Origin of the sequence: Apibacter raozihei, assembly GCF_004014855.1 — a bacterium.
In the GTDB taxonomy this organism is placed as follows: domain Bacteria; phylum Bacteroidota; class Bacteroidia; order Flavobacteriales; family Weeksellaceae; genus Apibacter; species Apibacter raozihei.
Genome location: NZ_CP034930.1, coordinates 926,766 through 940,994, shown reverse-complemented (window position 1 = coordinate 940,994; position 14,229 = coordinate 926,766). Strand labels below are relative to the sequence as shown.

General features: G+C 35.9%; 12 protein-coding genes. 5 read left to right on the top strand and 7 right to left on the bottom strand.

All coding sequences use genetic code 11. The features are described 5' to 3' along the window. Window positions 1-7: 7 nt before the first annotated feature. The 5 genes from EOV51_RS04305 to EOV51_RS04285 form a co-directional block, all read right to left on the bottom strand. Entirely contained in the window at window positions 8-2,536 is a 2,529-nt protein-coding gene (locus EOV51_RS04305; protein WP_128150207.1) for a TonB-dependent receptor domain-containing protein, read from the bottom strand. Between the two features lie 479 nt (window positions 2,537-3,015). Further along, window positions 3,016-4,554 (bottom strand): hypothetical protein, encoded by a 1,539-nt coding sequence (locus tag EOV51_RS04300; protein ID WP_128150205.1) that lies wholly within the window; start codon window positions 4,552-4,554, stop codon window positions 3,016-3,018. A gap of 496 nt (window positions 4,555-5,050) precedes the next feature. Continuing rightward, complete coding sequence (locus EOV51_RS14630; protein WP_164875244.1) at window positions 5,051-5,212, bottom strand: hypothetical protein; 162 nt, start codon at window positions 5,210-5,212, stop codon at window positions 5,051-5,053. 9 nt (window positions 5,213-5,221) lie between these two features. Then, window positions 5,222-5,740, bottom strand: coding sequence for a hypothetical protein (locus tag EOV51_RS04295; RefSeq protein WP_128150203.1), 519 nt, complete (start codon window positions 5,738-5,740; stop codon window positions 5,222-5,224). Window positions 5,741-6,045: 305 nt separating this feature from the next. Next, window positions 6,046-6,540, bottom strand: a complete 495-nt coding sequence (locus tag EOV51_RS04285) for a metallophosphoesterase family protein (RefSeq protein ID WP_128153289.1) — start codon at window positions 6,538-6,540, stop codon at window positions 6,046-6,048. Window positions 6,541-6,567: 27 nt separating this feature from the next. On the opposite strand from EOV51_RS04285, the gene truA reads away from it, so the two are divergent. After that, entirely contained in the window at window positions 6,568-7,323 is a 756-nt protein-coding gene (gene truA, locus EOV51_RS04280; protein ID WP_128150200.1) for a tRNA pseudouridine(38-40) synthase TruA, read from the top strand. Here truA and EOV51_RS04275 read toward each other — a convergent pair. Beyond that, window positions 7,307-8,350 (bottom strand): XAC2610-related protein, encoded by a 1,044-nt coding sequence (locus EOV51_RS04275; protein ID WP_164875243.1) that lies wholly within the window; start codon window positions 8,348-8,350, stop codon window positions 7,307-7,309. The two genes, truA and EOV51_RS04275, sit on opposite strands and share 17 nt — an antisense overlap. Before the next feature lie 144 nt (window positions 8,351-8,494). On the opposite strand from EOV51_RS04275, the gene EOV51_RS04270 reads away from it, so the two are divergent. From EOV51_RS04270 to EOV51_RS04255, 4 genes are all read left to right on the top strand, one after another. Further along, window positions 8,495-10,270: an ABC transporter ATP-binding protein gene (locus EOV51_RS04270; protein WP_128150196.1), complete on the top strand. Its 1,776-nt coding sequence runs from the start codon at window positions 8,495-8,497 to the stop codon at window positions 10,268-10,270. Window positions 10,271-10,489: 219 nt separating this feature from the next. Then, complete coding sequence (locus EOV51_RS04265) at window positions 10,490-11,650, top strand: pyridoxal-dependent decarboxylase (RefSeq protein ID WP_128150194.1); 1,161 nt, start codon at window positions 10,490-10,492, stop codon at window positions 11,648-11,650. 274 nt (window positions 11,651-11,924) lie between these two features. After that, complete coding sequence (locus EOV51_RS04260) at window positions 11,925-12,743, top strand: 2,3,4,5-tetrahydropyridine-2,6-dicarboxylate N-succinyltransferase (RefSeq protein ID WP_128150192.1); 819 nt, start codon at window positions 11,925-11,927, stop codon at window positions 12,741-12,743. Window positions 12,744-12,763: 20 nt separating this feature from the next. Continuing rightward, entirely contained in the window at window positions 12,764-13,846 is a 1,083-nt protein-coding gene (locus EOV51_RS04255; protein ID WP_128150190.1) for a glycosyltransferase family 9 protein, read from the top strand. On the opposite strand, the gene EOV51_RS04250 is transcribed toward EOV51_RS04255, so the two are convergent. Next, window positions 13,820-14,203, bottom strand: a complete 384-nt coding sequence (locus tag EOV51_RS04250) for a DUF423 domain-containing protein (RefSeq protein WP_128150188.1) — start codon at window positions 14,201-14,203, stop codon at window positions 13,820-13,822. The two genes, EOV51_RS04255 and EOV51_RS04250, sit on opposite strands and share 27 nt — an antisense overlap. Between the last annotated feature and the right edge of the window lie 26 nt (window positions 14,204-14,229).

Sequence of the window (14,229 nt, the reverse complement as noted above, 5' to 3'; positions counted from 1 at the left end):
GGCAATCTTATTTTAATTCCGGAACACTAAGTAAAGAATTAGGATCTGTAGTTTTATCCTGGTTTATCAAAGTATTCTCCTTTTTCAAATGACGCATCTTTCCGAAATTGTAGGATATTTTTAGATAGTATATACGATAATCATCCCGCTGATAAAAATGGGTGTTCAGATTGGTACTCGCTATGGTTGAGCTGATTCGGCTTGTATTAAACAGATTGTCTACTCCTACCGAGGCCTTCACGGTCTTGTTGTAAAACGGACGAGAAAGTTCAATATTCGAATAGTTGAATGGCTTATTGGCCTTATATATTCTAAAATATCCCTTGTCCGTGCTAGACATATAAAATGCAGTTAATTTCAGATCCAACGGTAAAACAATCTGCGAATACAAGGCAAAAAACCAGAGCGGTTTCACCTTATCCAGATAAGGATAATCGTTTATTTTGTAATAGTTATACATACCATATAAATAAACAAAGCTCATTTTGTCAATATTCATTGGCTGTTTAAAGAAATCTTTGCCTTTGGAAATTAAACCGAACGGAACGGGAACTCCCAAAGAAACATTATAATTATTCATTCCCTTATAAGTGCGGGTTGTCTGATTAACCGTCAGCGAATTATCTTCCGTTTCATACGAAAGCATGTTAATCTGTTTAGAATACGTATACTGGAAACTAAGTTTCAGGTAATTAAAGGCACTTACGGAAACTTCGTAGTTATCGTAGTAATCTGGTTGCAGATACTGGTTTCCGGTAGAAGTGTTGAACTCATCAAAATACCCGCTGATATTCGGATCCAGGCTGGAATACGAAGGAAGAGAAATACTCTTACGATACGAAGCATTTAAATTAACCACAGGGGAAAGTTTATATAATAAACCTATAGAAGGATAGAGCTGTTCCAGACTGTTTTTAGTATGCTGGTTATATTCACGTACCCAGGTTTTATATTCCAGGTTTTCATATCGTAAGCCCGCAGTAACGCTAAAATCACCTATACTTTTATTGGCTTCTGCATACAAAGCATATTGGGAATCATCATATTTAAATCGAAGACCGGACGTATATACCGGAGGATTCATAATTGCTGCTGAGCTGTTCAGAAGGTTGTATTTCCCTCGACTGGTAGAATTGGCTACTGAGTACTTACCTCCAATATTCAGTTTGGTATCCAGAGAAGCTAAAGGAATTTCCAGATTAGCCTTCGCATAAAAATTAGAATAATCCATAGCAATATCACTCACAGAATATAAATACGATCCCAGATTGTTCTGGATACTTTTATTCTGGGTAGATTTATCAAAATAAGAATAATAGGCAGTAACTTCCAGGTTTTTACCCAGACTGTCAAGTTCCGTACGGTATTTAACTATAATTTCATGATTGGTATTCTCATTTTTTATCCGCGAATCGTTAAATAGATTTACCGCTTGAAGGCTGTTATTGGAAGAAGTAGACAATGCAGAATTAAAATTTGAAATATCGTTGTAATTAAAATTATAATTAATCAGTAAATTACTTTTTTTATTAAAACGAATATTTGCGGATGGTCGGAAAAAATAAAAACGGTTATAACTTTGATCATTATTTTCCTGATTATATAAAACGGAAGGTGTAAAATACGTAAACTCTCGGTTGTAAGTAGATAAGCGTTTACCTTCCCGGTAGTTAAAACCGGTGTTTAGTTGAAGGCTTACCTTGTTGATACGGGTATTTAAACTTAGAGAAGGCGAAACCCGCTGGGTTTTATTGGCGCGGTAATTCAAGGAAGCAGTTCCATTAATACCTTTGAGAGCCCTGCCGTTGGTAACAATATTGATTATTCCTCCGGAAGTATTGGCCTCATACGCTGCTCCCGGATTGTTGATGATTTCAATTTTCTCAATGGAAGTTGCCGGAATTCCCTGTAAAAGATTTTCCAGGTCGTCTCCGGATAATCCGGTAGGCGAATTATCAATATAAATAGCCATGGACTTTCCGTTTACCGTAAGTTCCCCTCCATAACCCTTAATTACTCCCGGAAGCTTCCGAAGGGCATCTTCCGTGCTGCCTCCCGACAACATATCGTTGTTTTTTACCGAATAAGTCGTCTTATTAGCTTCAACGGAAACATATTTTTCCCTAACGCCTGATACGGTTATTGTACCTAGTTCTTTTTCACCCCCCGAGGCGGAAAGCCGGGGCTCTTTTTTCCGGAACAGGAAATATTCTCCTAAATCCAGCGTATCACGTGATTGTTCCGTGATCAGAAAGCTGAAGCTTTGAGGTTCAAACCCCTCGGAACTTACCGATATGCGGAACTTTCCCGGAATTTTTGATATATGGTAAAGATTATAACATTTACGGGATATAAAACTCTTTACGTCCTGGTATCCGGTAGGTTCTTCGTATTGAAAGAGTATGTTTTTTTGTGTGCTGTCACTCTCACAAGCCTTTTCTGCATCCATGATACGGAATCCCAAAGCTATTTTCGACTGTGCGAAAACAGTTCCCGGTAGAAGCATTATAAAGCATGAGGAAATAAATAATCTCATAGTATATATTTCTAAAATTTTTATTATAATGTAGGTTTATTAAAAATAAAACCGTTTATCCAGATAAGTAGTTTTATTTTATCAAATGTTACTATAGATTGCTATCTTAATGTTACAAATATAAGTGAATGGCTCACGTAAAAAAATATAAATTAGGTGGATTAAATCTTTTTCCGTAATTGCTAAAGTAAGCTATTATGGTAAAACTGCGGTTAAATGCTTCTTTAAAACCCTAAAACTTAGCTTATTTATGAGAATCATAATAACTCAGAAATAAAAACTTATATCTGTACTTGAGTGTATCGAGTGTTTTTATAAAAAATTTAAAGGCAAAATATGTTCAAATACGGAAATTTGCTGTAATAAGCCCTAAAAGACTTCAAATCTATGATTTATGATAAGCGGGCAAAAGAAGAAAATGTTTAGTGTCATTAATTCTATCCGTCCCGCCTTTCATAAATGTCTTTTTGGTAATGGTTCTATTTATAGGTATTTAATCTATATAGAAGAACATTTAATAAATCTTGGTAATTTTTGTATTCTTCGTCAGATAATAATCTTTTATTATTGATTTCAGCCAAAACATTGATCGAATTTTTAAATTCAAAATAAGCCCGATCCTTATAAGTAGGAATTTTTTTAGCTTTATCTTCTATATATACATCTAATTCTTTTTCTTTTTCTATTCTTTGATTTTCGTAAAAATTATCATAAACCAATTTTCTTAATTGAACTATTGAATTTATATCTACCGTATTGTTAAAGGCTCGTGTCAAATTCTCGTTTTTGGTTTCAAAATAGGAATTTACAGCCATATTTATGGAAGGAATAAATTGAAAAAAGTCATTTAAGTTATAGTTAGCGGATACATACTCCCTGGCTTTTAATAACGTATTTTTTTTAGAATCCGAAAATTTAAATATATGTTTGTTCTTATACTCTGCATTTAAATTTTCTGCAAATGCGATAAATGGTTCCATCTCTTTTTTAGATTTTGATGGCAGCGGTTTGGTATTATTTTTAATGTTTATCATATACCAAAGTATTTCATCCATCAAAAAATTTTGGTATTTTAAAAACAAAGTACTCTCATCTTTCAAAATGGTTAGTTGGTACTTAAAATTGTTTAGATTAAGAATTGGGTTATAATCCCACGTGTCATAGGGTTTGAGTTTGTTGATTTTTGCATAAGATTCATTCGTAGAATTTGAATTAGACGAAGTAAAAAGATTATTATTGGATTCTGGTATACTTATGTGATTAGGTAAAGCAGAATAGCTAAACTCTTTAATTTGTTGGTTATTAGATGTGAAGTTGTTTTTTTGTTTTACATAGAAGAAAAGAACGTCATTCTTACTATCTAAATTTTTTAGTTCGTTTGCAATTTCCTCTGAGTTAACATATTCATCAATAATATAAGAAGCATTTAATATATTTTCTAAAATAGCAATTTTATATTTCTTTTTTATTTTGTCATTAATATCTGTAATTTTAGTATTCTCAGTTTTCCAACTTGCAATTGCGCTAAGAATTTTTGTTTCATTAATGGGGTTAATATGGTTTTTCAGTTCGGAATAGGCATTATCAAAATCTACAGATGTAAAGGTATCTCCCGGTTTCAGATATTTAAATTCTAATCTGTTTTTTACCGTTTGTTCTGTCATATCAGCTCTGATGGTTTGATAGGCTTGAATCGTGATTCGTGCAATCTGTTTTTTATCGATTTCATAAATAATTTCCGGTTTAATCTGTCCGTTTAGCAAATATTTACTTGCATCTGCATCCGGTAATGTCTTTTTTAATACAGTAGTGATTCCCGATGCAGGAATTCTCGATTCTTCCCATTTCCAGTTATCTTGTGAGTTATTGGCTAACTCTATTTGTTCTTGATAAAAAACTCCGTTTTCTCTTGACATCAAATATAAAATGGCATCAATATTAGATTTTACATAAATTTCATTTAAGGTAGCACCCAGCTTACCTAGCTTAGTCGTAGCAGGTTTATAATTAAAGTCCAATACGGCTATGTATTTCGGAGTACTGGTATTGTTTGTGATATAGCTGGGAATAGTTATATAGCTATTAATTAAATTATAGTCTTTTAATTGTTCTGAAGAGGAGGTTTTAACTAGAGTAATGTCTATGGGGCTCTCAGTTTTAATTAGTTTAGGTTGGATAGTTTTTGTAAATTCTATATTTTCTGTTTTAATTTTTTGAGCACTTAAAAAACTAAAAAAACCTAAAATTAAGAGTAAAAATTTTTTTTCATTTATATATATATTTGTTAATATCCGTTTTTGGATTAGCCTGAATGAGAATAAAAATATGTAAGTAGTAATCAGTGAAATAGGGTTTTATGAGATAAAAGATATGAAAGATAAAGCTTTCAACCAGGCTGCAAATATAACGAAATCCTTTTTTTTATTGTTATAACGATAAGTAATGCCAAAATATTAACACAGTTAGCATATAAAATGCACAAATGCTAATTATTTTTATTATTCGATTAAGAGACTAAGTACATGTTTCAGGGACTGATTCTTGTTGTAATTTTTCAACAATATTTTTAGCATTAATTTCGGGATTTTGAGTAGTCATGGGTTCTTCTTTTTTTTGTGAGCAGGTAGCCAGAGTAAAAAATACGGCTCCCAGCATGGCGATGAGTTTACGTTTCATATTTCAGGGTTAAGGGTTAGGGTCAAATAAATATATTTTACAGAGGCTGTATTCTTTTGCCTCAAACATGATAAATGGAATAGGTTCTCCCTTATTTGGAGAATAATCAATATTGAGAATTTCCCATCTAGATTTAGATTTTAAATTTCCAGAAAAGGTTTCTTTAATCCCGGAAAATATCAGGATCAACTCCATAAACAAGCCCTTCTGGGGGCTGGTGCCGTATCGAAGTTTCAGCCCGGCTTCCTCATTTAAATCAAAATCTACTTTACCTTCTATACTATTTTGTATTTTTAGAAAATTAAATTCCTTATTAAATTCTCCATTAATCATAATTTTCAGATCAATTTTACCATCTACCAGCCGTTCGTTATGGCCGAGGGTAAAGAGGTGAAGCATTCTTTCTCCTGCGGAATATTTGTTGGTCAGCAGATGGTAGCGCAGGCTATCTTCAAAAGCCAAGATTCCGTCAGCATCAAAGTTTCCTTTCACGGTGGTAAAACCGGCCTTTTTCAGCAGGTCGGCCACTTGGGCATTTCCTTCTTTTCCGCCGTTTTTTCCCGGGGTTCATAAAGGATATAGTTGATCTTTGGAGTCAGTTCCCTGCCGATCAGCTGACATAGTTCGCAATGCAGGTTATGGTAATTCCGAAGCTCGAAAATCGTAAGGCCCAGCCGGTTCGCAACCGTTTCCAACGTATCACCCTTTTGTACGCGGTATGTTAACATACAATGAGTTTTATTCGGACAAAGGTAGGAAAAACGGATAATAAATATACACAAAATGTGTATGTTTTTTATCTGGATGAGAGTAAAGTGAAATAAAAAATGAATCTACCTCTGAAACTCAACCACTTCCAGATTTTGAATCTGGCTGCCGTCAATTTCGAAACGAAGCATGGTACGAACCTTATGAAAACCGTAAATGCCTATTGCTCCCGGATTCATATGAAGCAGGTGTAATTTTTTATCGTTCATCACTTTTAGTATATGTGAGTGGCCGCAGATAAAAAGCCGGGGCGGATTTTTCTGAATGAGTTCCCGAATGCTTGGCGCATAACGCCCCGGATAGCCCCCGATGTGGGTCATCCAGACGGTTACCTTTTCACAGTAAAAACGCTGATGTAAAGGAAATTCCTTGCGTATTTCGGTGCCGTCGATATTTCCGTAGACGGCACGGAATACAGGAGACGCTCCTTTTAAAGCATCCGAAACTTTAGGATCTCCGATATCTCCTGCATGCCACACTTCATCGGCCTGAGAAGCATAGTCCAGTATTCTTTCATCCATATATGAATGCGTATCGGAGAGTAATAGAATTTTTCTCACTATTTTTGCAGTAAAATTACGATAAAATTGCGGTATTTCATTCAATTTTCTTACGACGGAACCGGGTATTCGGGCTATCAGATTCAACCCCGCCAGCTTACGGTTCAGGAAGTGCTCGAAAAATCACTTTCCACTCTGTTGCGGCAGCCGGTGAAAACTATTGGTGCCGGAAGAACCGACGCTGGCGTACATGCTTCAGATATGTATGCCCATTTCAATTTTCCGAATCCTTTTCCGCCTAATTTTCTGAAAAGGCTGAACTCTTTCCTGCCCGACGATATTGCGGTACGCCGCATAGTTCCGGTGGCTGATCAGGCTCATGCCCGATTTGATGCGCTCAGGCGTACCTACCGGTATTTTATTTCCACACGTAAAAACCCTTTTAAACAAAAGTTTCATGCCCAGTTTCTCTACTATGATCTGGAGGTGCAGAAAATGAATGAGGCGGCTCGTATTTTATTTGAATATACCGATTTTACCAGCTTTTCCAAGCTTCATGCGGACAATAAGACCAATGATTGTACTATTTTTGAAGCCCGTTGGGAACAAAATGAAGACGAACTGGTCTTTATCATTACTGCCAATCGCTTTTTACGAAATATGGTACGGGCCATAACGGGAACTTTGATCGATGTAGGAAGAGGCAAACGAACGCTGGAAGATTTTAGGGAAATAATTGAGAAAAAAGACAGGGCTTTTGCTTCTACTTCCGCTCCTGCCCAGGGATTGGTACTGGTAAAAGTAGAATATCCGGAAGAGGTCTTTCTTACTTCTGGGAACTAGCCATCAAAACTAAATTTTCCGCATCTCCCCTTTTCAGGTTTTTTAAAGATCCTTTCCAGCTCTGCTTCTTCGCTTTCCAGAAATAGTCTTTTCCTTTTAGCTGAATACGGATTCCGGAATTTGTATCAGATTCACAGATTGTGTAGGTTACGCTTCCGCTGGAGAAGCTAAGGCTGTGTAACTGAGGACCCTGTTGCAGGGTGAATTTTTGCTGTATAACCTTATTCTCTCCTGCCGGATAGGAAAAATCTACTTGTGATTCGGGATTCAGAAAGCTATAATAAAGAGAATTTTTATAAATAAACAGGACTACCCTGCCTTTCCCGTTTTCCACTTCAAAAGAAAGACAAGCGGTATAGTTTTCTGCATTTTCTTCCAACGAGCGATAGGTATATTCTTTCCATCCGGATCCGGTCAGCCTTTTTTCATCGATTTTGTAAAAAGTATACTCATCTAAAGAGTAAAGCACCGTTTTTACTTTTTTCAACTTTTTATTTTCCCATACATACTCTTCATCTATAGCCTCCCTATAGGAATATTTATTGCGGGTGATTAAAGTCTGGGTAACTGGATCCACCGTTAGATACCCCGACCGGTAACAATAAGCTTCCGAATAGAACTCGCTTAACTCTTCATTTTTAGTCCAGGAATGGTTATCCCAAAGATAAACCGTTCCCCCGTCATGATAGCAACCTTCTTCAGACTGGTGATCGTCAAAAGCCACTAAATCCGGATACCCGTCAAAATTAAAATCTTCCTGAATACTCAGGGGCAGCCGGATATTATTTTTTGAAATTTCATGCAAATTCGTAGTATACCGGGATGTAAATTTCTCCATTAGGGTTTTATCTCCGGTTTGAAAAAGTTTTTTACCCGAAGCTTTTGAAAATATTTCCCAATAAAAATCCGTACGATAGCTTGTAGTGTCCAAAGAAATTCCTTCGACATAAAAATCTTCCGAAAAATCCTGAATACGATACCCCTGCTGGGCAATGGCCAGAGAATTTACAGCAGGTAAAATGAGCACATAAAATAGAAATAAAGGGGTTGGCAGATGAAAGAAATTAGAAACATAAATCAGCATGAGGAATTGAGCATAGGGTCAGAACAAATATAATTATTTTAGAATAAAAGAATCTATTTCAAAAAAATAGTAATTTTGTAGACTTCAATGAAAAATAATAAAAAGAACGAAACCATCGGAACCGGTGAAGCGCTACGTCGCCTTATGAAGCTGGGAAGCGGTTATCCGCTATGGTTTTATTCTACCCTGTTGATAGCCTTGGTTCTGGCTTTTGTGTCCTCATATCGTCCGGTATTAATCAGCCGGGCTATAGACAGCGACATACTCACCCATAAGAGCTTTCCAGATTTGTATGAGTCTCTGTTGTTCATTTTCTTATTACTTTTGGCTGAGGTCGTTTTGCAATATCTTTTGGTCTATGCGTCTAATTATGTTGCACAAAATGTAATTCGGGGTTTACGGATTAAACTGTATAAAAAACTGATATATTTTAAGTCGGCGTTTTTTGATCGTACCCCCCTCGGGGTTTTGGTTACCCGTTCGGTATCAGATATTGAAACTATTTCAACCATATTTACCGATGGTATTCTTATGGTTCTGGGAGATATCCTTCGCATCATTTTCGTGGTGGTGGTTATGTATTGGATCAACTGGGAACTGGCAACTATCGCCCTTTTTATCTTTCCTGTTATGCTTATCATTACCCGTACGTTTCAAAAGGCTATTAAAAAGGCTTTTTCGGAGGAGCGTAACCAGACAGCCAATCAGAACAGCTTTGTTCAGGAAAGGCTTTCAGGCATGAATATCGTTCAGGTCTTTAATCAGCAGAAAAAAGAATACAATAATTTTTTCAGGATTAACACCCAGCTGGAAAAAGCATATTTAAAAACGGTTTTTTATTTCTCACTGTTTTTTCCAGTGGTGGATATTATCACCGGAGTAGCTGTGGGTATCATGATTTGGTATGCCGGGAGAAATGCACTGACAGCCCATGATATATCTCCGGGTGTAGTCATTGCTTTCACCACTTCCTATATCAATATGCTGGTACGGCCTATGCGTCAGATAGCCGATCGGTTTAATACCATACAAAGGGGAATTGTGGGTGCAGAGAGAGTATTTACCGTGCTGGATTCTCAACATGAAATTCCGGATAACGGAACGGTAAAAAAAGAAACGATTCTGGGAAATATTGTTTTTGATAAGGTATATTTTTCTTATGTGGAAGGTGAAAATGTGTTGAAAGATCTTTCCTTTACTGTAAATCCCGGAGAACGGGTGGCTATCGTAGGAGCAACCGGTGCAGGAAAGTCGACCATCATCAATTTATTAAGCCGTTTTTACGATATATCGGGGGGGCATATTTATATAGACGGAGTGAATATTCAAAACTATGAACTGCATAATCTTCGTTCGCATATTGCCGTGGTTTTACAGGATGTTTTCCTTTTCAACGAAACTTTGATGGAAAATATAATGTTAGGAAACAAAAATATAACCTATGAGCAGGTACGGCAGGCTGCCAGGGAAATTGAAATTGACGATTTCATTATGAGCCTTCCCAATGGCTACGAATATGAGGTCAGCGAAAGGGGTTCTTCCATATCCTTAGGACAAAGACAGCTGATATCCTTCCTGCGGGCTTATTTGTATAATCCTTCCATTCTGGTATTGGATGAGGCTACTTCTTCCATAGATACTCAGTCGGAAGCACTTATTCAAAAAGCGACAGATAAGATTACCCGCAATCGTACCTCCATAATTATTGCGCACCGGCTGGCAACCATCCAGAATGCAGATACGATCATTGTACTGGATCATGGACGAATTGTAGAGAAAGGAAATCATAAGTTCCTGCTGGAAAAAGGAGGCTATTATAAGAAATTATACGATGCTCAGTTTAATGAAAAAACACTTAGCTAAACGTTTATTTTTTTATTAAAAAAACTTCTGATTACGCAAATATTTATCTCAATCATTTATTATTTTCATTTTTTAAAATGTATACATTTAACGTATTAAGTGTTTAATTGATTAAATTTTATTAAAAAATTAAATAAAGGTATAGTTTTTGTGCATTATAAGGGTTTTTGCACTTGGCATAGATTAATTAACACAAATAAAACACTAAAAAACGTAAGAATGGAAAACGGGTTAAAAAACAAGTATTATTTAGGTATACAGGTAAATTTATCTGAAATTCATGTATCTGAAAGAATACTATCCAGGCTTAACCACCTGACCAATAACCTTGGAGATTGTTATCTAGAAGAAAATTGCCCTTTACCCAATACCATGGAAGAAGAACGGGAAGCCGTTGAACTTATGGGAAACATACTGGATTTACCAAAAGACGATTGCTGGGGATATGTGGGAGAAGGTTCTTCTTTAGGTAATTTACAGGGAATGTGGATGGGGTCTTTGTTACTAAGTGATGCTACTCTGGTATTTAGTGAAAGTGCACACTACAGCATCTACAAGTTTGCAGCCTGTCTGAAATTTAAAAAGATTAAAATAATCAAGAGCCAGGTAAATGGTGAAATGGATCTTCATGATCTTTATGACAAAATAGAGGAAAATGAAAAAGTGGTTATAATTCTAACAGCCGGAACTACCATGACTTCAGCTTATGATCCGGTAGAAGATTGTATGGATATTCTTAAATCAAAGTCCTGTGAATTTTATTTTCACCTTGATGCTGCATTGGGAGGAATGATTATTCCTTTTCTATCTCAGGAACAGTTTCCTTCTAAAAACGATTTTACATTCAGAAATAAAGATATTTCGTCTATGACGGTGAGCATGCATAAGGTGCTGGGGTCTCCAATGCCGGCAAATATATTTCTGGCTCGCCAGCAGGTGGTAAAAGATTTTAAAAACAAAGCCAACTCTATTTCTTATTTTAATAATATGAATGATATAACGGTTTATGGAAGCCGGGATGGTTTCAGAGCAACAGTTATCTGCGAATTGATGAAAGATTTGGATGCCACACTGATGAAAAATCGTTTAACGGCTAATATAGGAAAAGTTGAAAAAATCGTTTTTGAATTACAGTGTATGGGAGTTGAAAATGCTTTTTCTCAGCAAGGAGGGTTAGCCGTGGTTATTCCTTTACATTCATTTAATGAGGTATTAACTGAAGAACAACAGTTTTGGCTGCAAAAAAAATATAGTTTGATTAAAAGTTCTACGGTAGTTCATATTTATATCATGGATCATGTTTCTGATTCGATTTGTGATGAATTAATTTCCGATTTTAAAATGCTGAAAGAGCAAAATGATTACGTGGAAGTAGTCTGAAAGGCAGGTAGTTTTTAAAGCCGAGTAAAACGGCGCTGTATTTTTTATAGTTGAAATACTTCATTAGTGGTATTTTACACCCATAATTTTCTTTAAATAAGTAAGGCAGGCGTACTGTTTACAATTTAATTAAGTATTCATTTCCATTGATTGCTGGAAATTGAAGTAAGTATGCAGGTACTATCGAAAATTATAATCGCTGAAAAGTTTATATAGATAATTAATCCGAAAGAACTAAAGTAAAATTAGTAAATTTGTTTTTTAAATTAAGAATATGAAAGATTTACAGCATACCATAGAGAAGGTTTGGGATGACCGGGCACTTCTTTCTCAAGGTGATTATCAGAAAGCAATCAGAGAAGTTATCAATCTGTTGGATAGTGGTAAGTTAAGGGTAGCACAACCCTTAGGTGAAGGTAAATGGCAGGTAAATGAGTGGATAAAAAAAGCAGTGGTTTTATATTTTCCTATTCAGAATATGGAAACGGTAGAAGTAGGTGTTTTTGAATACCATGATAAAATGCCTTTGAAAACGGATTATGCCTCTCAGGGAGTTCGTGTGGTTCCGGGTGCTTCAGCAAGAAAAGGATCTTTTCTTTCAGAAGGAGTTATCATGATGCCTTCTTATGTAAACATTGGAGCTTACGTTGGTGAAGGTACTATGGTAGATACCTGGGCAACGGTTGGAAGTTGTGCGCAAATCGGTAAAAATGTACACCTTAGCGGAGGTGTAGGTATTGGGGGTGTATTGGAACCTTTGCAGGCAGCTCCCGTTATTATTGGTGACAATTGTTTTATCGGTTCCCGATGTATTGTGGTAGAAGGGGTTCATGTAGATGATGAAGCTGTTTTAGGAGCTAATGTTACTCTTACATCGTCAACTAAAATTATAGATGTTTCCGGTAGTGAACCTAAAGAGTATAAAGGATACGTTCCTCCTCGCTCAGTGGTTATTCCGGGGTCCATTACCAAAAAATTTCCCGCAGGTGACTATGGGGTTAGCTGTGCACTTATAATCGGAACCCGTAAAGAAAGTACCGATAAAAAAACGTCTCTTAATGATGCCTTGAGAGAACACAGCGTTTCTGTTTAAAAACAACTAAAAGGATAGATGTGAAAGCATTAATTATACAATATAGTTCTATCGGTGATGTACTTATTTCTACCGTTGTGGCTAATAATCTGAAGAAAATCTATCCGGATATAAAAATAGATTTTCTGTGTTACAGAAAATATAAGGGGGTTCTGCAAAAGAACCCCCAAATTGATAGAATTATCGCAGTGGACAGTAATCGTATTTATTCACTTTTGTTTATGTATAAATACATACGACTGGTAAGAAGTGAAAAATATGATATACTTATTGATATGTCTGTTGATTTTAAAAGTGTGTTTACTACTTTTTTTTCAAAGGCAAAAAAGAAATATGGTTTTCATAAACCCCCGACCGATATTTTTTACCATTCAGTTATACATCCTGTCTCAGAGCCGTTGATGCAGACCTGTAACCTGTTGGAAAACCGATTGGTTGTTTTAGAAGAATTTCTAAAAGATCATACCGTGCCTATAGACCCTCAGGTGAAAATATATCTTACGGATGAAGAAAGGTCTGAAGCAAGGGAAATTATGCTGAATGCGGGTATAAAATTTACCCGGCCAGTAATTATGCTTGGAATTTTCGGCTCAAATAAACACAATACCTGGACACTGGGAAGCATGGCAAAATTAATTGATTATCTCTGGACAAATTACAGAGCCGATTTATTATTCAATTATTTGCCTTCACAGTACAAGCAGGTAAATGAATTATTATCCTTGCTTAATTCTAATACCAAAGTTTTTGTTCAGCCCGTAGGTAAATCTGTACGGGAGTATCTGGCATTTATGGATAATTGTACTCTTTTTATTGGTAACGACAGCCGTTCCGTAATCACGGCAAAAGCGTTGCAAAAGCCTACATTTACTATTTATCCTCCATATGTTTACAGGAAAGACGTCGCTTGCTACGAAAACACCAGTTTGCACCAAAGTGTTCATCTGCATGATTTTTTGCCCGGACTTTATGAAGATTTTTATCCCAGCGAACTATGTAAGGATTCTTCCAAGTTTTATCTTATGCTCTCCAGTGAATTTGTCATTCTTAAAATCAGACCTTTTTTAAAGGAGCATCTATCTACCTTTAATAAAATAAAATAATAAACAACCCCATCCTACAATCATAAAAAGTCCTCCCAATGGAGTTATAGGCCCCAAAAATTTAAGATTTACATTCCAGTATTCTGAAAATGACAGGAAATAAATACTAACGGAAAACAAGAAGGTTCCGACAATCATTCCCCAACCGGCGCATTTTTCCAATCCCGTAGTAAAAGAAAGAGAAAAGCCTATTAGTAAAAGTGCCAGAGCATGATACATCTGGTATTTAACACCGGTTTCAAAACTGGCAATCCTGTCAGGAGATAATATTTTTTTAAATGCATGGGCTCCGAATGCACCCAAAATCACAGAAGTCATTCCGTAGATGGCTCCAAAGATAAGTACGATATTTTTCATTGAATTTTATATGTAAGTATAAAAAT